The following is a 21,838-nucleotide window of genomic DNA, read 5'->3' on the forward strand; positions in this document are numbered from 1 at the left end:
GTAGGTCATCGTCAAGATTCAATTGCAGAACCCCGTTTGCGAAAGCAGACGGGGTTTTGTCTTTAAGTGAAGGTCATCGAATTTTGCTGGCACGTCCCTGGTGACGGATCAGCTACAGAATTTCTTGACGACCATAGAGCATTGGAACCACCTGATCCCATCCCGAACTCAGAAGTGAAACGATGCATCGCCGATGGTAGTGTGGGGTTTCCCCATGTGAGAGTAGGTCATCGTCAAGATTCAAATCCAAAAGCCCTGTCTGCTGACGCAGACAGGGCTTTTGTCGTTTCAGGCACTTCAATCAGCTACGCGGGTTAATGCACGGCGATGACATCGCTCGGCATCATGTTCCGCCGACTTGCCAATCAGCTAAATAGCTTTGGGACGTTGCTCATTGCGACGTCGGCAAAGTCCTGCAAGAACGCCCTGAATTCGTCAGCACTCATGGGGTTGTCTGTCGTGGGCTCGGCGATGATTGTCCACGTAGCGACGCTGCTGATGTTGGAGACAGGAGTCACCGTCATCGAGGCCCACAGCTTGCCGACGCCCAGGTTGTTGTAGAGGGTGGTCCACGTCATCGCAAGTGCTTCCTCATCCCAAGAGTTAAGTTGTTCGACTACCTCGAAACCTCCTTCCTTGAAACGCTTGTGGCGGATCGAGCCTACGCCATTGCCAATGACGTCAGTGCTCTCCAGCGCCTGAACAAACTGGGCAAACCCGCCAAAATCCCCGACCACTTTCCAGACATCGGAAGCCTTGGCGGGGACTGTGACGGAAGCCGTGACGGGATCGCCGATCGGATCGGTGATCAGCGTGTCCGGCTTAAGGCTCGAAAAGCTATTGAGTGCGTTCATTTCGTTCTCCTTGATGTACATGAGGTGGTGCGTTCAGATGAAATCGATTTGTTTGAGGTAGTCACAGCCCTTGCGCAGCAGCTCGGGAGTTTTCTGCGGATAGCGCTCGCCCATGCGTTGCACACCCTCCAAGGCGTTCTGGTAGGCGATCATTGAGATGTCACCTATGTCCTCGTCGAAGCCGTCGAGGTAGAAACCAAGTACGCCGAATAAGGCATTTTCGCTGTCGACCCGACTGAGCTGCGCTTGCCATTGCGCAACGCTGACCGTCTCGAACTCACGTCCAGCCTCGCGGAAGGCATCGACGTAGGTGCTCCAACTCAGCGGTTCGGGGTTATGCAGGTTGAACACAGCGCGGCTTGGCTGGTAACGGCTGCTGTGAAACGCGATGAAGCGAGCGAGGAAGTCGACGGGCATGAGATCGAAGGTCATCGAAAAATCAGGGACCTGTCCCAGCTGAATCGAGCCTTTGAGCATCAGCATCAGACGATTTTTATGAGGTTGGCAGACCCCGGTGACGCTGTTGAAGGCGATATTTCCGGGGCGATAGATGTTGACCCACACACCTTGCTCACGTGCCTTTTGCAGCAAGCGCTCCGCGACCCACTTGGACAGGTTGTAGCCGTTCTTGATGTAGATCGGCGGCGTTTCGACGGCAGGGGCTTCCAGTACGCTGCCATCCACACCCACTGCACTGGAGGCTGATAGGGTCGACACGAAGTTGAAGACCTTTTTGCTGCGTCCTTCGCACAAACGTAAGCACTCGAGAATGGGCGCGACGTTGTCTTGGGCCAGGGTCTCGTAGTCCTGCACGTGATTGACGTTGGCGGCGTTGTGCACCAAAGCGCCGAATTCACGATCAAGCCGTTCGTACACCTCATCCCTCAAACCCAATTGAGGTTGCGTCACGTCGGCCGCGTGAACCCGCACTCGGCTGAGGTCCAAGTGTTCCAGGCGGTTCTCACGCAACGATTCAATGAAGCGATCCTGCGCCGTAAGCCCGTTGCCCTCGCGCACCAGGCACGCCACCTCGGTAGCGCCCCAGGCCAGAAGTGCCTCGACCACGTGCACGCCGAGAAAACCGTTGGCGCCAGTGACAATCACCTTGTGCACGTCTCCCAGCTTGCCGGCCGGCAATGTGGGCAGATCGAGAGGCGCAGTGGCGTCTTTGATCGCTAGGGGGCTGATCGTCCACGGCGATGTACCTTCGGCGTCGAGCAATGTGCCGAGATTGGCAAGCGTCGGCGCTTCGATGAACCGGTTGATCGGAACGCTGCGCCCGAATCGCTCGCGAATGCCGAGCAGCATTTGTGACAGCAGGATCGAGTGACCCCCGAGGTTGAAGAAGCTCTCTTCGGTGGAAATATCACCCGGAGGCAACTCCAGCAGATCGGCCCAGAGCGGGAGCAGCAGGCGTTCGTTGTCGGTTTCGGGTTGGCGACGGGGCGCCTGTTCGATCAGGTTGATCGGCAAATGCAGTAACGCTTTTCGGTCGACCTTCCCGTTCGAGGCAGAAGGCATCGCCGTCAGTTCAGTGTAGGCTGCCGGGCGCATGTAATCGGGCAGTAGCCGCTCGACGTGCGCCTTGAGCAGCGTCCTCGCAGCATTGGGTTCGACGCCATGAGGTTGAGCGAGAAAGGCCAGTATTCGCCGTTGGTCGTCGACTACCACAGCAACCTGGCGGTACAGCTGGCTGTCCCGCAAACAGTGTTCGATCTCTTCCGGTTCGACCCGAAAGCCGCGAATTTTCACCTGGTTGTCACGACGCCCCAAAAGTTCGACGCCTGCGTCTGTCCACTTGCCGATATCCCCAGTACGGTAGGCGCGTAATGTTTCTCCGTCGCCCGGGTCGATGTGCACATAACGCTCGGCGGTCAACTCGGGAAGGCCAATGTAACCCAGCCCCACCCCAGGCCCGACGATGTAGAGCTCGCCTGGGGTGTTCTGCGCAGCGGGCTGCATCTGTTCGTCGAGAATCAGCAACTGACTGTTGGCGATGGGGCGCCCGAGGTTGCGATTGCTGCTTGCAGGGAGGAATTGCCCGGCCGTGATCAGCACCGTGGCTTCGGTCGGTCCATACAGGTTGTGGAAGGAGCATTGCGAGGCCAGGCGCTCGATCACATAGGGCTCGCAGACATCGCCGCCCGTGCATAGGTGTCGGAGTGTCGACGGCATGTCCAGGGGCAGGATGCTCAGCAACGCGGGCGGCAGGAAGGCATGGGTGACGTTCTGCTCCAGCAGCTCCGCGAGTTGCTGTGGGTCGCGTCGTTGATCTTCAGTCGCAACCACCAACTGCGCCCCAGTAAGCAGGGTCGGGAAGATGTCGATCACTGACGAGTCAAAGCTTAGGGTCGAGAACTGTAATACCCGGCTGTGCGCGTCGAGTCCGACGTAGTCCGCATACCAAGCCGTGAAGTGGCTGAGATTGCGCTGACTGAGCATCACGCCTTTGGGATGCCCCGTGGTGCCGGAGGTGTAAAGCGCCATGCAGGGAGCATCCGTTGCGGGCTCCCGCCGCATTATCGACTGGGCAGTGGGCTTGGCGTCGATCGCGGTAATGTTCAGCCCGGGCACGCTGGACTGCGCAAGTGGGTGCTGGCCGTCATGCAGCAGCAATGCCGCGTTTGCGTTTTCCAGTATGTACTGCTGGCGTTGCAGCGGCTGGCTGGGGTCAAGCGGCAAGTAGATCGCGCCTTCTCCCAGTATCGCCAGGATCCCCGCAAACAGAGCAGGTGATTTCGCCAGACAGAGGCCAATGACCGGAGGACCGTTTTGCGCCTGACTCAACAGCGGTGCCATACGCTGTTGAATAGCCACGGCATGAGCGCGCAACGCGTCGTAGCTGATACGCTCGCTGTCGATTTCCAGCGCACTGCGGTCGCCGTGTTGTTGGAAGCTGCGATCCAGCCGTGCCACCAGTGATTGCTGCGCAACGGTCAATAATTGGGGATGAGCGGTGTCATTGAAGCGGTGCTCGAAAGCCAACCGGTCGAGCTTGTGCAAACCGTCCTGCCATTCGCTGTGCGGTGGTTCGACCTTTGCTGTACGGGAGAAATGCGCCGGGTCACGGGAAAGCCGGGCTACGTGCAGCGCCACACTGTCGATGAGCGTCAGCACCGCGCTGTCGCGTAACTGACGGCCATTACCGGTCTGCTCGGCGGAAAGCGTTTCACGGAGGATCAGACGTTGGGCAGTCGCAGAACCGTACCAGCACAGCAGCTCAACCTGTGGCAAGCCACGGCGCATGCCGGGCATCAACCCAACACGCAGCCCCAAATGGATGGCGGTCTTGAAAGACTGCAGGCGGGTGCTGGTCAGCGCTAGCGTGCCGTCTTCTATGAGCAGCGAGACGCCGTGCAGTGGCGAACTGTCCAGTGCCTGCGCATCCTTCAAGGTGTGGATGCCGTGGCCATGGCTATCGAGCTCGACACTCAATTCGTGCAATGCCCGGCTGTGGCCGATCAGTAGAATCTCCAGGCGTTTCATTGCACGCCTCCTGCCGGCAGGTAGTCGGCAAGTGCCTGCTGAACACACGGTGCATCGAGCATGGCGCTGGACTTGAAGAACCTCACGATATTGGCCACCAGCGGATGGTGTCGGTTGATTGGGAAGCTCATCGCCTGCACTTCATCCCGCAGCGCCTGTTTCACCGACGCCGAAGTCTCCAAGTATTCAATCAGCGCAAAGTCGAAGGCCTTCTGAATGTCATTGGTTAAATATTGCGCAATGAACACAGGCATGATGCCTGCGATGGTTCGGCGGTCTTCTTCGGGAGCCGCACTCCAATAGATGCGTACCAGCCGTGCCCAGAAGCCCGAATGCCGCCCCTCGTCGAGCAGATGGTCGGCCATCAGCCCCTTGACCGACTGCTTCACGGTGTCGTCCTTGGCGAACGCAGCGACATCGTTGGTCACAGTGTTCTCGGCGATCGCCACACAGATCAGCTCGACGGCGCTGTGCAGGTGATCGGGTGCAAGCGCCAGCGCTGCCGGGATTGCGCGGCTGAGTTCGATTTCCGAAGGTAGGTGAACAGGTTCAATACTTGTCAGGGCGATGGTCTGTTGCATGAAGTCCATCGCCACCAGGGCGTGGTAATCCTCGTCGACCACCACCGTCATCGCGTCATAGCGGCAGGCAAAGGGGAAACGAATCGCAAAATTGTCCTTGGCGATGCTGCGGGCGGTCTTGTCGACGATCTCGGTCTCGAAAATCACCACATCGTTGATGAACTTGTACAGGCTCTGGATGAGGGCGAAATCACGCAGATGAGCGCATTCGCGGGTAAAGGTATCGCTCAGCACCAGTGGCTGACGGCTGAGGGGATAGATGAGTTTCGTGTCGTTCTCAACGATGCGGCGTGGTCGGGTGCGAATCGTCGCACGGCCTTCCCAGGCATCGGCAAAGGACAGGTAATCTTCGGCTTTCATGATGTCGTCCTTGTGGGAAACAGAAAGAAGCGATGAACCGGCAGCGCGGTCAGGCGCTGACTTCAACGAGCACCGGATGGCGCATGCTCACGCGCAGGGCATCCCAGAGCGCGATGCGGCTTTCGACGGCTGCGATGGCTGCTTCGTAGACTTGCTGCTCGCGCTGTGGATCGCCGTTGACCAGGCGTGCCAGCAGCGCTTCGGCGGCGGGCCCGTGGTCCTCTGAATCGACCTCGATGTGTCGCTCCAGGTAGTAGCGAAAGGTCGGGGCCTGGTTGTCCTTGATGCCCCAGTCGTCGAGGATCCGCTGGAACATTCGCGGAATGACGCTCTCTCGCCCATACAGAAAGGCGGCGGCGACGCTGTGAGCAGGCGCATTGAGTGCAATGTTCAACGTGTCGCGAACGAATCGAGCTTCCGCCTTGCCCGCTTGTGCCCGCTCCAGGGCGGTTTCGTAATGCACCCCTTCTTTTTGCAGTTCGACAAAATGCTCGATGCGTGCAGTGCTCGCGCCGACTTCACGCATAGCATCCAGATACAGCTCGAAATGGCTGTAGTGTCCGTGGCCGAGGCGGTCATCCGACTCTTCCCCCAAGACGATCTCGTTGATCAGGCGCGCGGCCTTGGGGTCGTTGGGTGGCAGCCAAGGCAAGCGGGTGCAGGTCAACTCCTGCTGCAGCCGCTTGGTCAGCGACATGAAATCCCACACGGCAAACACGTGTGCTTCCATGAACCGCCGTAATACAGGCAGAGAGTCGATTTCAATAAAGATCGGATGAGAGCTTAGTTCGGATTGTCGGGCGAGCAGTTGTTGTTGAATGTTCATGGTACGTCCTTGAAGTGCAAACTTTCTGTTCGGCCACTGATTACTGGCAAATGGTCCGATCGTTATTGCGTAACAAGAGTGTCGCAACAACGTCTTCATAACCAATGCGCGAGCGCAGGCGGCGAGCAGGCGGCGAACAGTTCGTTCGTTAATGGTCATGTTCAACAAAGTGTCCGCACCCTCGGGCTGGTGCGGGGTTTCGGCAGGCCCAGTAAAGGTCTGCCATGTCGTCAGGCTGGCGACGGGAAAACGGTAATGCACTTTTTAACGATCGGGCAAACACTTTTTTATTATTTTTAAGTTCAGAAAAATGACTCGCATATGAGTCCGTTAAAACTTTTCTCAGAAGTTTTATTGGTGCGAGCGCAACCCTTCCAACTCAATTGAGTCAGAATTGATAATAATGAACGAATGCCTCGTTCAGCGTTGCGCGTTTACCGAATAATCGCTCTTGGAAGTTTTTATGGGCGACGTAGATGGACTTCCCTCATTACGCCTCCGCCCGGTGTGTTGCTCCTTTCTCTGCTCCATGAAATGACGTCTGCGGAACCTGTTGCAGGCAAGCTCACACTCCGAGTGTGCCTGAAACACAGTCGTTCGCCCGGCGGCGGGCAGATTTCACAGTAGGGAACGTTAGGGGAAACGCTGCACAAACAAACCTGGTGGTGCGCTTCATAGGGGCGTGACGTACGTTTCCGGAACAGAACGGCCGGAGGGAGGGGGCAGGGTCAGACGTCAAGGACGCCAAGGTGCGTGTTGATGATGTGCAGCAGTCGATTACGTTGCGAGGTGAGGAAATGATGATTGCCGCGGACTTCGATCAGCTCGAATTCGCGACGGGTGAACTCGCGCCAGTTCATCATGCTGGGGGCGGTGTCGATCGGGTCGTCACTGCCGTAGAGGGCAGTCAGTGGAATATCGAGGCCTTCATCGGGGCAGTGGGACCACAGCTCCGAGAGCTTCAGATCGCTGCGCATGACAGGCTCGAACAAGCGCATCAACTTCTTGTCATGAAGCATGGATTCTGGCGCAACGCCGAGCGCGATGAGCGCCCGGATAAAATCATCTTTAGGAAGTGTGTGCAGGTAGGGCAAGGGTTGGCGACTGTCGGGGCTGCGACAGCCGGAGATGAACAAGCGGCGGGTCATTCCAGGATAATGAGCTTGCGCTAATCGGGCCATTTCGTAGGCGACTCGCCCTCCGAAGCTGTGGCCGTAGAACGCATGGGGTTCGGTCAGGTAGGGCTGCAGCGCAAGGAAAGTGTCGTGCAGCAAAGGTGCCCATTGATCGTAGGGCGCTTCCTTGAGACGGCTGCCATGGCCAGGCAAACGCAAAGTGACCAGCTCGATATGATCCGCCAGGCCGTCCGACCAGTCGCGGAATTGCTCGGGATCGGCCCCCGCGTGGGGAAAGCAGATCAAGCGGGTTCTGATAGGTCGTCCGGAATTGACCACCATCAGCCATTTGCTTCTTTCAGCGTACACAACGTTTCCCCAAGCCTGCGCGGGCAGACTGCTGATCACTTGGGGCCGGGTCCTTCGGCGCTGGCATCGCGACATCCGATGCTCGATCACCCCATGCCTCATCCGGCCCGCAAGGGCCGTAGACAGGGGCGCGAATGTTGGCCGTGAACGGTAGCGCTCACGGTCCACAAGCCCTCATTGGATGAGAGCGCGCTTCCTCGATGCCGAGCCGGATTTTGCAGCATCCGCAGATCGGCTGTTCAGATACGTGGTGATAGCGGCCACACCACGGTTCAAGTGCTGGGTCAGTGCACTGACCGTCGAATCGACATCCCCCGCCTCGGCCATTTGCAGCAACTCCAGATGGTCATGCTGTGACAACTTACCCAACCCCATGTGCTTGAGGTTGAACCGCAGGAAGCGTTCCTCTTCGTTCAAGCCATCTTCCACCAGTTTGAGCAGACGCTTGTTGGGTGCACGGCCATACAGAGCCATGTGGAAGAGGCGGTTGAGCGTGCCCATCTTCGAATAATCGGTTTCGACCTCGAGCTGTTCGATGTAGCCGCGGGCAGCCTGGATGTCTTCGGCGGTCAGCAGTGGGATCGATTGCCGCAAGGCTTCGGATTCGAGCAGGATGCGCAGCGCGTAGGCGTCGGTGGCGTCTTCGTTGATCAGCGGGGCAACGACGGCGCCTTTGTGCGTCTCTACGCGAAGCAAAGACTGAGCTTCCAACTGGCGCAACGCTTCGCGCACCGGCATGCGGCTGACGCCGAACATCGTGGCCAATTCCTGTTGGCGCAGGGCGAAGCCTGCCGGCAGACGGCCGTCAAGAATGGCGGCGCGCAGCTTTTCTTCGATAACCCCGCGTGCCAGATGCGCAGGCGGTTGCTCGCTGCCGAGAATTTCCCGCAGAAATTGTTCTTTTTCAGCTCTGCGCATCGTGACTTCTTCTTCGCTGATCGGAGATTGGATCCAAGGAAACACTAGAGGCCGTATCCGGCCTTGTCAAACGGTGAAACATTTCTCGTCCGGTGGCGGCGGTGCGCATTCTACAAGGCTTTGCCGCGTTCATGTGCATGGGTGTTCTATCCTTTGGGCGATACGAATCGTCGGAAATCGGACGCCTCAGCAGGCATTTCGACGTTCGGACAGGCGGACGTTTGAAGTCATTGATTCGCAAGCCAATGATCGCCAGGTGCCATTATTTTCCTCCGTTGGCGCCTCGTCAGCGAGTACCTCCCGTCGAACCCTTGGAAGGACTGTCTTGGCGCCCGGCCCTCGTCTGATCAGTTTGCGCGCATGCTCTGCCAGCGTTTGCTGGGTGGTCACTTTAGAAGGGAGCCTCAACGGCCGGGTCGACAGCGTGTGGAAGAATTGGCCACCCAGTTCCGGACTGGGGTGCTCGTTGGCGTCGCAACAGTTCAGCGGGCGCTTCAACGATCGTTTGGCGAGCCAGCACCTTGGGCGTGACCGGTGGATGAAGACCGTCTTAGTCGAGGGGCGGGCTGAATTCGCTAGGACGTAAGGGTGTTGATCCTCTTGAGTCTGGCCGGTGGCAGGCGCGGCGACATACCGTCGCGCGCCGCTCTCATCTCTTCGGCGAGCTTCACCGCTCGTGTGAAACCCACATTGCGCGGGCCGGCATCAACGCTTCGAGCTTTTAGATGTACCGTCCCGACACAAAATGCTGGACATCGTTGAAGCCTGGCGTCGATGCATGGCCCGGTGTCACGAGTGAGTCGATGAACGCCTCATCCTCGGCCGTGATCTTCACGCTCAAGGCTTTGGTGTAGCTGTCCCATTGCTCCTCGGTGCGCGGACCGACAATGGCCGAGGTCACGGCCTGATTGTTCAGCACCCAGGCAATGGCGAACTCCACCAGGCCCACTCCTTTCTCCCGTGTGTATTGCTGGAGTTTCTGCGCGATGTGCAGCGATTCGGTACGCCACTCGGTTTCCAGAATGCGCTTGTCCTGCCGTCCGGCCCGGGTGCTGGCATCCGGGGTGACGTCGGGTGCGTATTTGCCGCTGAGGACACCGCGAGCCAAAGGGCTGTAGGGCACGACACCCAGCCCGTAGAACCGCGCCGCGGTGATCTGCTCCAGCTCGGCCTGACGATTGACGATGTTGTACAACGGCTGGCTGATGACCGGTTTGTCGACCCCCAGACGCTGCGCCACATTCACCACCTCGGCGATGCGCCAACCCCGGAAGTTGGAGACACCCCAGTAGCGGATCTTGCCTTCGCGGATCAGGTCGCCGATGGCGGAAACGGTCACTTCCAAGGGAGTACTGTGGTCTTCCTTGTGCAGGTAATGGATGTCGATGTAATCAGTGTCGAGTCGACGCAGGCTGGACTCGATTTCGTTGAAAATGTGTTTGCGATTCAGGCCGCTGGTATTGGGTGCCGTATTGCCGGAACTGCTGCCGACCTTGGTCGCCAGAACCCACTCACTGCGGCGGCTGGCGATGGCCTCGCCGACAATCTCTTCAGAGCGCCCGGCGTTGTAGACGTTGGCCGTGTCGATGAAATTCACGCCTTCGTCCCAGGCCTTGTCGATAATGCGCAGCGACTCTTCGGTGCTGGTCTGCACGCCAAACATCATCGAACCCAGGGTCAGCGTCGAAACCTTGAGGCCGGATTGGCCAAGAATGCGGTAGTTCATTGCTCGATATCCTTCTCGTCGGTAAGGGGAAATCAGGACAGTCTGCGGCAAGCTTGCAAGGGGGCTCGTAAAGGCCTTTCAGACCGACAACTCTTGGCCGGACATACTCGCCTGTTTTTGACGGCTTTGAAAAGTGACAAATGGCTTGGCCTACGCAGAGGTGATCGCTGGCTGAGCAATGACACGCTTCTCGCTGGCGGACGAGAGCGCTAGCTACAGCGTGACGTCAGCGCTGCTCAGCCGGGCATGACGCCCCGCCATGAAACACAACGTCCCACCTATCGCGGTCAGGCCCGCCAGCACATAAAACATCGTTGGCGCGGGCGTGTTGATCAACAAATAGCCGCAAATGACCGGGCTCATGGCTCCGCCGAATGCTGCGAGGTTCTGCGCGCCCAGATAGCTGCCGCGCAAGTGCTCTGGAGCGATGGTGTCGACGAACAGATACTCGGCGGGATAAATGATCATTTCGCCCAAGGTGAATACGAACATGGCCGCACACCACGCCAAGGTCGTCCCGGCAACGCTGAAGCCAAGCAGACCAATGGCGAAGAGCGCGGTGCCCATGCAGATCCAGTAGGGCAATTGCTCACGCTTGAGGAAGCGGCCGATCTGGTACTGCATCGCAATCACGGTGATTGCGTTGCAGGCCAGTACCGCAGAGAGGATTTTCAAGGCCTGGTGCGACGTGTGAGTGACCAGCAAAAACTGGGAGAGGTACAGCGTGTACCGCCCGTGCACAATCGTGCTAAGCAAGCTGCCGCCCGTGAACTGGATCAGCGTGCGGTCGCCCTTGAGCGTGGTCAGGGTATCGAAAAAACTCCGCGGCGCGTCCTCATGGCGTGCCGCCGTGGGCGGGATGCCGATCATCAGGAATATGCTGCCGAATGCGATAGCGCTGGCGATCAGGAAGGGCGCCAATGGCAGCTGCCCGGCGATCACCACGCCCAGCATCGGACCGGTGGCGTAGCCGATGTTGGTCAGGGTGTAGCGCAGCGAAAAGACTTTGGCGCGCTGACCGATGGGCAGGTTTTCGCTGATGATCGCTTTGGACCCGATCAAGAACAGCGCCGATGCGGTTTCAGTGATCACCAGCGTGAGCGTCGTCAGGTAAAGGTTTTGAGCGAATGTCAGCAGTGCGAAGCCAATCGAACTGGAAAGCATCGCCAGGATGAGCAGTTTGCGCTTTTCCAGACGGTCGATGATGTAGCCGCCGTATAACCCCAGCAGCGTCGCGAGAAACACGGCGATGCCCATCAACAGCCCGACATCCTGTTGGTCAAGCCCCAGCTTCGTGCTCAGAAACAGCGTCAGGAGGGGGCTGGTCATCGCTCGGCTCATGACGATAGTGAGCGAGCAGACCATCAGCCGACGAATGACGAGAGAATAAGTGGCCATTGTTGTCCTTAATCTTGTGCTCGGCGCTAAACCCTGTAGGAGCGCGCTTGCCCGCGAATGCGATTTGCCTCTGTCATTTGTGGCGTCTGACAAAACGTCTCGCGGGCAAGCGCTCCTACAGGTGGCCGCATTGCCACATCATCCATGAGGGTTTGCGCGGCGGATTTACTTGCCCTGATTCATCTCGGCCTTGCTCACGGCGCCTTGCTCAAGTTCCCATTTCTTCAGGATTTTGCCGTAGGTGCCGTCGTCGATCATCGCCTGCAATGCATCAGCGATGGCCTTGGCCAGCTCGGGGCTGGATTTGCTCACGCCCAGCCCAGTGAACTGCTTGGAAATCGCCTGCCCGATCGGCTTGTAGGTGTCTTTTTCTTGCGACATCAGGTACGGAATGGTTTCGCTGCCTTGCATCGCCGCGTCCAGACGCCCCTGACGCAGCTGCGCGCGTGCGTCGGCAGAGCCCTCGGTACCGCTTACGACAATGGCGGGTTTGCCTGCCGCTTCACAGTGCTCCTTGCTCCACGCGGTGATTTCAGCCGGCCACGTGGTACGGCGGCTGGTGCCGACTTTCTTGCCGCACACGTCGGTCAATTGATTGAGCTCGGTGTTCTTGGTCAGGGTGTACAACTGAGGGCCGCTGGTGAAATAGTCGATGAAGGTCACCGACTTCTGGCGCTCGGCGGTGTCGGTCATGCCCGAGAGAATGATATCGAAGCGTTTGGTGACCAAGCCGCTGACCATTTGTTCGAAGGCCGTTTCCTGCCATTTGATTTTCACGCCCAGGCGTTCGGCCAAGGCGCTGCCCAAGTCGACATCGAAGCCGGTCAGGGTGTTGGTGCTGGTGTCTTTGAAATCCATCGGCGGATAGTTAGGGACAATCGCTGCGGTGATTTCGCCTTTTTCCTTGATGCTGGCGGGTAAGTCGGCAAACACCAGTGGCGACGTCATCAGGCCAGCGAGCAACGCGGGGAGGATCAATTTTTTCATGGTCGTTCTCGTTTGTTCTGGTTTAGGTGCGAACGGCAGAAATGAAGCTTTGGGTTCTTGGGTTTTGTGGGCTTATTAGTATGTCTTCGGGGCTACCGGCCTCCACAATCTGGCCTGCGTCCATGAACACCATGCGGTTGGACACTTCCCGGGCGAAGCCCAGTTCATGGGTCACAACGATCATGGTCATGCCGCTGTGCGCGAGGTCTCGCATCACCGACAACACTTCGCCCACCAGCTCCGGATCAAGGGCAGAAGTGGGTTCGTCGAACAGCATCAGCTTGGGCCGCATTGCCAGCGCGCGAGCGATTGCCACGCGCTGCTGCTGGCCACCGGAAAGTTCGACGGGATAGGCATCGCGTTTGTCCGCCAGACCCACGCGGGCCAATAACTCAAGGGCTTCTTCGTTAGCTTCCTTAGGGGAGCGCTTGAGCACCTGAATGGGCCCCTCGATCACGTTCTGCAGGGCCGTCATGTGGGGAAACAGGTTGAAACGCTGAAAGACCATGCCAGTGCTTAGCCGCTGGCGTGCGATCTGCACATCGGTCAGTTCGTGCAATTTGTTGCCGACGACGCGGTAACCCACCAATTCGCCATCGACCCAAAGGCCGCCCTTGTCGATCTTTTCCAACTGGTTCACACACCGCAGCAAAGTGCTCTTGCCCGAACCCGACGGGCCGATGATGCACAGCACTTCGCCTTGTTCGACCTCGATGCTGACATCTTTCAGGGCGTGGAACTGATCGTAATATTTGTTCAGGCCCACGGCTTTGACGATGGTTCTCATGTGGCTTTTGTTCATGCGCAACTCCAAGGCCTGATTTACGAACGCTTGCCGGCACCGCGAGCGAAACGACGCTCCAGTCGGCTTTGGCCGAACGACAGCACCGTGACCACCGCCAGGTACCAGATACCGGCGACGATCAGCAGCTCCATGACCCGGGCGTTGGCGTAGTAGATGTTTTGAGCGTTGTGCAGCAATTCGGAGTACTGGATGACGCTGGCAAGGCTGGTCATCTTCACCATGCCGATGAATTCGTTGCCCACTGGCGGGATGATCACGCGCATGGCCTGGGGCAGGATCACCCGACGCAATGCCTGCAAGCGCGGCATGCCAATGGATTTGGCCGCTTCGTATTGGCCGGTGTCCACCGACAGCAGGCCGGCGCGTACCACTTCGGCCGTGTAAGCGCCCTGGTTGATGCTCAAGCCCAGCAAGGCCGCGACGAAGGGCGTCATCACGCTCACCGTATCGAGTTCGAACAGGCCGGGAATGCCAATGACCGGGAAGATCAACGCCAGGTTGAACCACAGCAGCAGTTGCAGAATCAGTGGCGTGCCGCGGAACAGCCACGTGTAGGTGATCGCCACAGAGCGCAGGATCGGGTTGGCCGACATGCGCATGATGGCAGTGATCACACCGAACACCACCCCCAGCGCCATTGCCAGGATCGACATGACGATGGTGTTTACCAAGCCCCATAGAATCGCTTGCGATGTCAGGAATTGACCGATGTATTCCCACTCGATCTGACCGTTGGCGAAGGCGCGGGCCAAGCCAGCCAACGCGATGACGATGAGGGTGGCGAAGAAAATGCGCCCGTAATAGCGACGCGGGACGTGTTCGTACCGCGTGATGTCGAACTCGTTTTCGGCCTTTTTGCGTTCGGCTTGCAGGTGCTCTGCCGGGTTCTGATTCATGGTGTATCTCCGAAGCGTATACAGGCCGTGGTGTTCGATTTCAGCGTGTGATCGTCAGGCCATTCGGTGAGTGTTCGGGCACGCATTCGAGGCTGGGAGTTCGCTGAGAGTGAGGGCAGTCAAACATTACGCTCCGCTCTAAAACGACGGGCATCTGGTGAACCTGCGCAGCATACAGCTGCGCGAGAATGCCCATCGAACATCGCTTATCGAGCCTTGAGGTCCTGATCGAAGTGTCAGGTTTTATTGGCTGAAATCAACAATGGCGTCATTGATCAGGGCGTGGTGCAAATGGTTGCCAATCGCCATTTTCTATGTTCATCATTGTTGATCGGGCATGTTTTTGTTGTGGGTCAAAGCCTGTTGAATGTAACGGGCGAGGTAAATAAGCATTATGGAAACTCCACTTTCCACTTCTGGAAACGTGCCCCCCAAGCCGGGAATCCGCCCACCCTTGTCGCTCAGCGGAATGGACTTCAAACTGCTGCGCGTCTTCCAGGCCGTGGTCGAGGCCGGAGGCTTCAGCGCCGCGCAAAACGAGCTGAACGTGGGCCTTGCCGCAATCAGCAAGCAAATTTCCGACCTTGAGATTCGCATCGGCATGCGTCTGTGTACGCGGGGGCGTGAAGGCTTTCACCTGACCGAAGAAGGCAAACTTGTCTATCAGGCTTCGATCGAATTATTTGCGTCGGTGGATACTTTTCGCGACCGCATTAGTTCGGCGCAACATGAGCTGATCGGCGACCTGAGTATTGGTGTAATCGACAGCACTGTGTCCGATCAAAGTTCGCCGTTAATTGCGGCCCTCAGAACAATGCACGATGACGCCCCCAAGGTCAGATTGCGTCTGCTGGCTTCGCAACTCGATGAAATAGAGCGGGGCGTAGCCGAGGGCAGGCTGAACGCGGGGGTCATTCCCGTGTATCAGCGTCGTGAAGAGTTCGACTATTTCGAGCTGTATGAAGAACGCTCCCACGCTTACTGTGCGGTCGGCCATCCATTGTTTTCACTGGATGGCAGTGCGTTGAGTGTCGACTGTTTGCGCCAACATCAAGTCATCAACCACCGCTATGCGATTCATCGCGACAAGGCCAGTTTCGTCAATTACGACAGCCAGTCCGCCTCTGCGTCGCAAGTCGAAGCCGTGGCCATCCTGATCCTCACAGGCCGCTTCATCGGCTTTTTGCCTGAGCATTACGCCCGCTCATTGGTGCGCGATGGCCAACTGCGTGCATTGCGTCCTGACATGATCCACCTGAGCACACCGTTCCACCTCATCGTGCGCCAGAACGCGCCGCGCAGCCCGTTGGTCAAGGCGTTCGCACGGGCGCTCGGCGTGGATCTGAAGCGCGGAGCTTGACGATTGATCGGGTCGTTCGGTCGCAGCGTCAACGCCTCGATCATTCAGCTCCCATAACCCGGCAGTCCCCAATCCTGAAGAGGGAATTCGGCCAACGAGCCCAGCATCAGATCCGCATGGGCGTACTGCGAAACCGGCATGTGCGAATCCGGCACGGCGACGGCGTACATGCCAGCCGTCTTGGCGGCCGTCACACCGAACGGGGAATCTTCGAATACCAGGCAATCCTTCGGATCGACCCCCAGCAGGCGGGCGGCAGTCAGGAAGATATCGGGTGCAGGCTTGGCGGCCTTGACGTCCTGATGATCGGCGGTCACTACATGGTGGAACAGGTCGAACCATGAGCGGTGGTTGCTGGTCTTGACGTGGAAATAATGCAGCGAAGAACTGGTGCCAACGGTAATCGGAATGCCGTGGGCGGCAAGATGGCGAACCAGCGCCTCGGCGCCATGCATCGGTTGCGCGTGGGGAAAGCGCTCATCGAGCATCGGTTGGCGGACGGTGAGAAACTCGTCGGCCGACATCGGCAGGTTCAAAGCACTGATCACGTAGTCGGCAAAATCCCGTGAGCCACGGCCGATGGAGTGCTGTTTGATTGCCCAGTCGAATGTCTTTCCGTGCCAGTTGGCGATGGTATTGGTGACTTCGGTGTAAATCCCCTCGGTGTCCAGCAACAACCCGTCCATGTCGAAAATCACCGCTTTGATCGGCCCTCTGGCCTTTTGCGTGTCGCTCATCTGATCCATCCCGTGTTCGGTTTGACGTCCAGCCTAACCCCTGTGCAAAGGCTGTGGCTAGGGACGGCGGCTGCAAAAGGGGCCTTGCGATGCTACCCTCGCCGGGCCCCGGACAGTGCAGAACCCTGTCCAATGCGTGGATCGCGACGCCGACACCCTTCGGGCCAGGGAAGGCGCCACCTCTCTTCAAGAACGGACATCTTCGAGTCGACACATGAAAAAATCAGTCAACATTGCCTTGGGCGTGGTCATCGTTGCAGGCGCCCTTATCACCGCTGGCGCCTGGTACACGGGCATCCGTCTGGAAGGTGTGCTGGGCGATGCGGTTGAACAGGGCAATCAGCAAATCCAGGCGGCATTGGTCGGTCATGAAGGCAGCGCCAGTGTCGAATTGGTTTCGCTGAACCGCCATTTCTTCACCAGTACCGCGCATTACAAGGTCACCTTTCAAGCCCCCAGGTTCAATGAGGGGCAACCAGTCGTGCTGCTGTTCCAAGACAACATCGAGCATGGCCCTTTTCCCTGGAGCCGGGTGAAAAAACTCGATCTGGTGCCAGTGATGGCGGCCAGCAACCTGGTGCTGGAGAAGAATGCTTTCTCGGAAAAGTGGTTTGAAATGACCGCTGGCCAGTCTCCATTGACCGGCCAGTTCAGCATGGGCTACGACCGTGCTGCCCAAGGCCGGGTCGAGCTGTTGCCCTTCCAGTTCGACAGCCAGAATGGCTCGATCAAGTTCTCCGGTTTCACCCTTAACGCGACAGGCACGGCCGATGGTGAAAAGCTGGAAGCCAACGGCGTGCTGAGCAAGCTTGATGTGACCGCGACCTCTGAGGAGGGCCCAGTGCATCTGCTGCTCGACAACGTGACCTTCAACACGGGTGGCACGAAGGGCCAATCCGGCTTCTATCTGGGCCACAGCGATGCCAAGGCATCTTCGATGACGTTTCAGGCGGCCAACCAGCCTGCCGTGGAGCTGAAGGATTTCGTCAACACCAGCCTGCTGCAGGAAGTCGAAGGCAAGCTGGCGGCACAGGTGACCTACGACATTGCCAACATCCGCTTCAACGGCAAGGACATCGGCTCCTCGCAAATGCTGTGGAAGTTCGCCAATTTTGACGTGGCCTCGACCAAGAATCTGCTGCAGTTCTACCAGGATAAAATTCAACCTCAAGCTCAAGCCGCCTCGGCCACCGGCCAGCGCTATACACCGCACCTGAGCCCTGCCGATCAAGCGCTGGTGCAGGCCGAAATGAACAAACTGCTGGCCGCCAAACCGCACATCGAACTGGAAAAGCTGTCGCTTAAAACCGCCAGCGGCGAGAGCCGCTTCACCTTGTCGATGGATCTGAGCAACCCGACCTCCCTCGATCAGCCGGGCTCCGCGCTGCTCAAGCAACTGTTGACCAATCTCGAGGCGAAGCTGGTGTTGTCCAAAGGCTCCATCAGGGACCTCGCAACGCTACAGGCTCAGTCGGCCGGCATTACTGATCCAGCGGCCGTCGCGCAGAATGCCCAAGGCGCGGCAGACTCCGTCGGCGGTATGGCGATCATGTTGCAGTTGGGCAAGGTCGAGGGCGACAACATCGTCTCCAACCTGCATTACGCCGACGACGTGGTGGATTTCAACGGTGAAAAGATGAGCGCTCAGCAATTCGCCGCTGCGATGATGGGCAAGTTCGTGATGCTCAACCGCGGGTACTGAACTCATACCGGCGGCTGGCGTGCGATTTCAGTGGGGGCCTCGTGGCCCTCGCGTTCCGGTTGTACCGTGCGTGATGACATTTCTGCCCGCAATTGCGGCAGGCATTGCGGATACTGCTTGGCGACGAAGCTGATCAGCCGCTCGCGCATGTGGCACCTGGCGTCCCAACTGCGGGACGAGTCCGCTGAACTCAACAGCACGCGTAGTTGCATGGCCTTGTCGGTCGTGTCCGTCACCTGCAACACGCACACGCGGCCGTCCCACAGGTGCGGGATGTCCTTGCAGATACGTTCCGCTTCCTCTCGGAGTTCTTCGAGCGGAAGGGCGTAATCAACCCAGAGGAACACCGAACCGATGAGGCTTGATGTGCTCCGCGTCCAATTCTGAAATGGCTTCTCGATGAAGTACTGCAGCGGAATCACCATTCGCCGCTCGTCCCATATCTTCACCACGACATAGGTGCCGCTGATTTCTTCAATGCGTCCCCATTCACCCTCGACAATCACCACGTCGTCTAGCCGAATGGGTTGAGAAATCGCGATCTGCAACCCAGCGATCAAGTTCCCCAGCACCGGTTTGGCAGCAAAGCCTGCGGCCAGCCCCGCTAACCCCGCCGACGCCAACAGGCTCGTACCAATCTGCCGCACAGGGGGAAAGCTCATCAGGATCAGCCCCGTGCCGAACAGCAACACCAGCACGTTGAGGCACCGTACCAACACTCGCACCTGCGTCTGAATACGCCGGGCTTGCAGGTTGTCCTCGATGTCCAGAGGATTGCGAATCGCCACGGCTTCACCAATCGCTTTCACGCAACTGAGTGCAAGCCACGTGAACCCCGCCACCACCAACATCCCATTCAAGTGACGCACGCCCTTGATCAACATCAAGTCGTCGGGCGCCGAAGTCCACACTGTTTGCAGCGCCAAAAGAGGGATCAGCCAACGTGTGGGCGCTTCGCCGCGGTAAATCAGTTGCTGGGCGAAAACGAAGGGCCGAGACAAACGTCGAAGCCCCACCAATGCAATCCACCGCGCCAACAGCGCAATGCACACTGCCGCTGTCGCGACGACCAACGTGTTCAGCCAAGGCAACGGCAGCGCGTTCAGCCATGTGTCCGGAAGTACGTGTTCCATAACATTCACTCGCGAGGAAGACGGTTCAAAGACAAGAGGTGTGAACCCTTGAAGCGGGCAAACGTTCCCGCGGTGAGGGGTGGATTGAGTCGATCCAAGGGCGTTGGTGGGGGCTTAGCGGAGTGGTGAGGATGTTCAGGGTGAGGCTTCACCGACTGTATCTCGCGACAGGCCATTAGGCTGAAAGTCGCAGATGATCCGGCGGTCGACCAGGGACTCGCTTAAAAACGCGCTTTTGTATTCACGTCTGAGGCCGATTGAAGTGCCTATTTCCTAGGACTGCAAACCTTTCGGAAATCACCTACGGCTTGAGACGTAAGGGCCTGCTTCATCAATTCCTCAGGTTTGGCATAAACGCAGCCCGAAGAGAGCGCTTCAGCTCAGTCTCGATACGTTCGGACGCTCTCGTCCCATCTGTCCCTGCACGGAACGCTGCTCGCGATGATGCCCTACCGAATTCATGAAGCCGATTTAGAAGTCCCTGAAAACTGGCTCGATCAAACCATCAATATTTTCAGACTGCCTGCTGTAGCAAGCGCGAAAGAAGCCAGCTTCGTCATCAGCCGTGATTCGATCGACAACGCCGGCGCATTTGCTGACTACGTTGCCGGCCAGTTGGCCAGCGCCGAACAGCAGCTACCGGGATTCAGCCTCCTGCAGAAGTGGGACTTCGAACTCAACGGGCGTCCCGCCGCGCTAGTGGACTACACCTGGGAAAGAGAGGGCCACTCACTGATGCTGCGCCAAGTGTTCGTTGAGCACGGAGCAGCAGTACTGATCACCACGCTGACAACGACCGTCGATGATCTTCCGCACCATGAGATGGCCTGGAGGAAGGTCATGCACAGCTTCACCCTGCGGCCCGCATCCCCCGATAACGCCTAACTGGTGGCGAATGATCAAGCGGTCAACGCCAGTGAAAACTCGTGGCCGGCTGCGCGCGTCGGCGATGAAATAGCACATGGCTTCGGCCTGGCGGCCATGGTCGCTGGCGCCGTTGTCGGAGCGCTGATCGGCGCTGCGGCGCTTGCAGCCACCGCTGCAACAGGCGGCTTGGCCATCTCTATCGTGGGCGGCGTAATTGCCGGTGGAGGATTGTCCATCCTCCAGATCGTGAAAGGGCTTGGCGCAGTGTTCAACTGGCCCGAGCCCACAACGGGAAAGCTGATACGAGGAAGCGCGGACGTCTTTATCAATGGCCGGCCCGCCATACGCGCAGGGGATGACGCAGCGGCTTCCTGCACGGGACTGGCCCTCAATCATCCCCTATGGCCGTTTCAGGTCACCGTCGCCGAGGGCAGCGCGACGGTCTTCATCAACGGCAAGCCCGCTGCCCGGGTGGGAAGCAAAATGGTGTGCGGCGCGCACATCAAAGCGGGTAGCGAAAACGTGTTCATCGGCGGGGCAACGGTGTCGGCTGCGTTCGTCCTTGATATTGAAGGCTGGATGAAGTCCGGCTTGGAGATACTGGGACTTGCGTCCTTAGGAATGGCTGCTGTGCTCGCCGCGATGGTGGGTGCGACAACACTTGCAGGTATGGTGGTTGCGAGTGCTGGAGCCATGGGCGGGATGGTCCTGCTCGGAGACTTAGGTGACCGGCTTGGGCCTGGTTACCGCGACCTGCTGCAGGGTGTGGCGGGGATGATGTTGTTAGGGGCGGGGCCGAAGGCTGCGAACGTGGCTAAACCGCATGTTAAGCAGGCGGTGCTCTACAAGCGCTACGTAATCCGCGACCTACGAGAAGAGCCGGTGGTTTTCGCTGAGGGGTGGATTCGCGAGTTTACGTTTCGGGACGTGAATCAATTGGCCAGACCTTCCGCCCTGGCGGACCGTAATCACCTTACTCTGATAGCTAAGCTAGTGGAATTTAAAATACTAAAGTACTCCAAGCCACATCCTAATGGAAATATGGCCACCGCGCATGCAGAGGTAGGAGTAATCCAACAGGCTTATGAAAAAGGGCTAACCAGAGGTGCAGATATGACGATGAACGTCACAGGCCGAAACGTGTGCAGTTTTTGCAAAACTGATTTAGTCGCTATGGCGAAGTCGGCCGAGCTCAAATCACTTACCATTTACGAGCTTCGTGATGGATACATACTCCGTTGGGAGCAGGGAATGGGAAAATTTCTGAGGAGCAAAATCGAATGAAGTTTCTAATATCGTGGACACTTTCAAGCGGCGGAGACACCACTGGGGGGCATAATGATGTCGAAGGATGGGACGAGGTGCTGTGCCGCCTGGAATCAATGAAGCTACATGCAGGCTCGATGTGTCTAGAGTGGATGGACGCTCCGGAAACTGGTCCGTACAGTATGGACTTGATCGCTGATGATGGTCGCTATTTAGTAACTTTGCTGGAGGCTACGAGGGATGATTCTGAGGTGAGGTCTTTTACCAATCCCGCAGCGGTTGCAGAGATGGTATGTATGTTGGGTGATCTTTGGGATGCTCGGTATCTGACCAGTGATTTCGGATTGGTTCGCAACCTATTCAACGAGTTTTTTGAAACCGGTGACGTATCTCGCGAGGTGTTGAACTAAAAATCCGCTCGTATATACGAGGTTGCGCTCGGGATAATAAAA

The 21,838-nt window shown here is 58.0% G+C and carries 18 protein-coding genes and 1 rRNA gene; 6 read left to right on the top strand and 13 right to left on the bottom strand.

The window, feature by feature from the left end; translation table 11 throughout:
• Positions 1 to 123 precede the first annotated feature (123 nt).
• Positions 124 to 239 (top strand): 5S ribosomal RNA (gene rrf, locus DBP26_RS10715).
• A gap of 126 nt (positions 240 to 365) precedes the next feature.
• Here rrf and DBP26_RS10720 read toward each other — a convergent pair.
• The 11 genes from DBP26_RS10720 to DBP26_RS10770 form a co-directional block, all read right to left on the bottom strand.
• On the bottom strand, positions 366 to 854 hold the full coding sequence (locus DBP26_RS10720; protein WP_108237564.1) for an SRPBCC family protein: 489 nt from the start codon (positions 852 to 854) through the stop codon (positions 366 to 368).
• 33 nt (positions 855 to 887) lie between these two features.
• Positions 888 to 4,340 (bottom strand): thioester reductase domain-containing protein, encoded by a 3,453-nt coding sequence (locus tag DBP26_RS10725; protein ID WP_108237565.1) that lies wholly within the window; start codon positions 4,338 to 4,340, stop codon positions 888 to 890.
• The gene (locus tag DBP26_RS10730) at positions 4,337 to 5,281 is read right to left on the bottom strand and encodes a diiron oxygenase (protein WP_108237566.1); all 945 of its coding nucleotides are present in this window, start codon (positions 5,279 to 5,281) and stop codon (positions 4,337 to 4,339) included. Before DBP26_RS10730 ends, DBP26_RS10725 begins: the two co-directional genes overlap by 4 nt.
• A 49-nt stretch (positions 5,282 to 5,330) precedes the next feature.
• Positions 5,331 to 6,107, bottom strand: coding sequence for a DUF3050 domain-containing protein (locus DBP26_RS10735; RefSeq protein ID WP_108237567.1), 777 nt, complete (start codon positions 6,105 to 6,107; stop codon positions 5,331 to 5,333).
• 728 nt (positions 6,108 to 6,835) lie between these two features.
• Positions 6,836 to 7,591 (bottom strand): alpha/beta fold hydrolase, encoded by a 756-nt coding sequence (locus tag DBP26_RS10740; protein WP_108237792.1) that lies wholly within the window; start codon positions 7,589 to 7,591, stop codon positions 6,836 to 6,838.
• A 174-nt stretch (positions 7,592 to 7,765) separates the two neighbouring features.
• Positions 7,766 to 8,509, bottom strand: a complete 744-nt coding sequence (locus DBP26_RS10745; protein ID WP_108237793.1) for a GntR family transcriptional regulator — start codon at positions 8,507 to 8,509, stop codon at positions 7,766 to 7,768.
• Positions 8,510 to 9,230: 721 nt separating this feature from the next.
• Positions 9,231 to 10,235, bottom strand: a complete 1,005-nt coding sequence (locus tag DBP26_RS10750; RefSeq protein WP_108237568.1) for an aldo/keto reductase — start codon at positions 10,233 to 10,235, stop codon at positions 9,231 to 9,233.
• Positions 10,236 to 10,448: 213 nt separating this feature from the next.
• Positions 10,449 to 11,633: an MFS transporter gene (locus tag DBP26_RS10755; RefSeq protein ID WP_108237569.1), complete on the bottom strand. Its 1,185-nt coding sequence runs from the start codon at positions 11,631 to 11,633 to the stop codon at positions 10,449 to 10,451.
• 165 nt (positions 11,634 to 11,798) lie between these two features.
• On the bottom strand, positions 11,799 to 12,620 hold the full coding sequence (locus DBP26_RS10760; RefSeq protein WP_108237570.1) for an ABC transporter substrate-binding protein: 822 nt from the start codon (positions 12,618 to 12,620) through the stop codon (positions 11,799 to 11,801).
• Positions 12,621 to 12,642: 22 nt separating this feature from the next.
• Positions 12,643 to 13,407, bottom strand: coding sequence for an amino acid ABC transporter ATP-binding protein (locus DBP26_RS10765; protein ID WP_108237794.1), 765 nt, complete (start codon positions 13,405 to 13,407; stop codon positions 12,643 to 12,645).
• 35 nt (positions 13,408 to 13,442) lie between these two features.
• Positions 13,443 to 14,321 carry an amino acid ABC transporter permease gene (locus tag DBP26_RS10770; protein ID WP_108237571.1) on the bottom strand — a complete coding sequence of 293 codons (879 nt, stop codon included), beginning with the start codon at positions 14,319 to 14,321 and terminating at the stop codon, positions 13,443 to 13,445.
• A gap of 394 nt (positions 14,322 to 14,715) precedes the next feature.
• On the opposite strand from DBP26_RS10770, the gene DBP26_RS10775 reads away from it, so the two are divergent.
• Complete coding sequence (locus tag DBP26_RS10775; RefSeq protein ID WP_108237572.1) at positions 14,716 to 15,681, top strand: LysR family transcriptional regulator; 966 nt, start codon at positions 14,716 to 14,718, stop codon at positions 15,679 to 15,681.
• Between the two features lie 44 nt (positions 15,682 to 15,725).
• Here the strand turns inward: DBP26_RS10775 and DBP26_RS10780 are convergent, their stop codons facing one another.
• Positions 15,726 to 16,418 carry an HAD-IA family hydrolase gene (locus DBP26_RS10780; RefSeq protein WP_108237795.1) on the bottom strand — a complete coding sequence of 231 codons (693 nt, stop codon included), beginning with the start codon at positions 16,416 to 16,418 and terminating at the stop codon, positions 15,726 to 15,728.
• A 214-nt stretch (positions 16,419 to 16,632) separates the two neighbouring features.
• On the opposite strand from DBP26_RS10780, the gene DBP26_RS10785 reads away from it, so the two are divergent.
• The gene (locus DBP26_RS10785; protein WP_108237573.1) at positions 16,633 to 18,120 is read left to right on the top strand and encodes a YdgA family protein; all 1,488 of its coding nucleotides are present in this window, start codon (positions 16,633 to 16,635) and stop codon (positions 18,118 to 18,120) included.
• 2 nt (positions 18,121 to 18,122) lie between these two features.
• On the opposite strand, the gene DBP26_RS10790 is transcribed toward DBP26_RS10785, so the two are convergent.
• On the bottom strand, positions 18,123 to 19,253 hold the full coding sequence (locus tag DBP26_RS10790) for a mechanosensitive ion channel family protein (RefSeq protein ID WP_108237574.1): 1,131 nt from the start codon (positions 19,251 to 19,253) through the stop codon (positions 18,123 to 18,125).
• Between the two features lie 441 nt (positions 19,254 to 19,694).
• On the opposite strand from DBP26_RS10790, the gene DBP26_RS10795 reads away from it, so the two are divergent.
• From DBP26_RS10795 to DBP26_RS10805, 3 genes are all read left to right on the top strand, one after another.
• Positions 19,695 to 20,138, top strand: coding sequence for a DcrB-related protein (locus DBP26_RS10795; protein WP_108237575.1), 444 nt, complete (start codon positions 19,695 to 19,697; stop codon positions 20,136 to 20,138).
• A 96-nt stretch (positions 20,139 to 20,234) separates the two neighbouring features.
• Positions 20,235 to 21,404: a PAAR domain-containing protein gene (locus DBP26_RS27450; RefSeq protein ID WP_305888009.1), complete on the top strand. Its 1,170-nt coding sequence runs from the start codon at positions 20,235 to 20,237 to the stop codon at positions 21,402 to 21,404.
• Positions 21,401 to 21,796: a hypothetical protein gene (locus DBP26_RS10805; protein ID WP_108237576.1), complete on the top strand. Its 396-nt coding sequence runs from the start codon at positions 21,401 to 21,403 to the stop codon at positions 21,794 to 21,796. The genes DBP26_RS27450 and DBP26_RS10805 overlap by 4 nt, the downstream gene beginning before the upstream one ends.
• Positions 21,797 to 21,838 lie beyond the last annotated feature (42 nt).

This window comes from Pseudomonas sp. RIT409 (assembly GCF_003052515.2).
GTDB lineage: Bacteria > Pseudomonadota > Gammaproteobacteria > Pseudomonadales > Pseudomonadaceae > Aquipseudomonas.

Excerpts from the sequence above, each read along its gene's own strand:
- DBP26_RS10775 (WP_108237572.1), top strand. The coding sequence starts at position 14,716 with ATGGAAACTCCACTTTCCACTTCTGGAAACGTGCCCCCCAAGCCGGGA.
- DBP26_RS10790 (WP_108237574.1), bottom strand. The coding sequence starts at position 19,253 with ATGGAACACGTACTTCCGGACACATGGCTGAACGCGCTGCCGTTGCCT.
- DBP26_RS10755 (WP_108237569.1), bottom strand. The coding sequence starts at position 11,633 with ATGGCCACTTATTCTCTCGTCATTCGTCGGCTGATGGTCTGCTCGCTC.
- DBP26_RS10760 (WP_108237570.1), bottom strand. The coding sequence starts at position 12,620 with ATGAAAAAATTGATCCTCCCCGCGTTGCTCGCTGGCCTGATGACGTCG.
- DBP26_RS10795 (WP_108237575.1), top strand. The coding sequence starts at position 19,695 with ATGATGCCCTACCGAATTCATGAAGCCGATTTAGAAGTCCCTGAAAAC.
- DBP26_RS10725 (WP_108237565.1), bottom strand. The coding sequence starts at position 4,340 with ATGAAACGCCTGGAGATTCTACTGATCGGCCACAGCCGGGCATTGCAC.
- DBP26_RS10730 (WP_108237566.1), bottom strand. The coding sequence starts at position 5,281 with ATGAAAGCCGAAGATTACCTGTCCTTTGCCGATGCCTGGGAAGGCCGT.
- DBP26_RS10780 (WP_108237795.1), bottom strand. The coding sequence starts at position 16,418 with ATGAGCGACACGCAAAAGGCCAGAGGGCCGATCAAAGCGGTGATTTTC.
- DBP26_RS10765 (WP_108237794.1), bottom strand. The coding sequence starts at position 13,407 with ATGAGAACCATCGTCAAAGCCGTGGGCCTGAACAAATATTACGATCAG.
- DBP26_RS10750 (WP_108237568.1), bottom strand. The coding sequence starts at position 10,235 with ATGAACTACCGCATTCTTGGCCAATCCGGCCTCAAGGTTTCGACGCTG.
- DBP26_RS10735 (WP_108237567.1), bottom strand. The coding sequence starts at position 6,107 with ATGAACATTCAACAACAACTGCTCGCCCGACAATCCGAACTAAGCTCT.
- DBP26_RS10720 (WP_108237564.1), bottom strand. The coding sequence starts at position 854 with ATGAACGCACTCAATAGCTTTTCGAGCCTTAAGCCGGACACGCTGATC.
- DBP26_RS10785 (WP_108237573.1), top strand. The coding sequence starts at position 16,633 with ATGAAAAAATCAGTCAACATTGCCTTGGGCGTGGTCATCGTTGCAGGC.
- DBP26_RS10770 (WP_108237571.1), bottom strand. The coding sequence starts at position 14,321 with ATGAATCAGAACCCGGCAGAGCACCTGCAAGCCGAACGCAAAAAGGCC.
- DBP26_RS27450 (WP_305888009.1), top strand. The coding sequence starts at position 20,235 with ATGGTCGCTGGCGCCGTTGTCGGAGCGCTGATCGGCGCTGCGGCGCTT.
- DBP26_RS10805 (WP_108237576.1), top strand. The coding sequence starts at position 21,401 with ATGAAGTTTCTAATATCGTGGACACTTTCAAGCGGCGGAGACACCACT.
- DBP26_RS10745 (WP_108237793.1), bottom strand. The coding sequence starts at position 8,509 with ATGCGCAGAGCTGAAAAAGAACAATTTCTGCGGGAAATTCTCGGCAGC.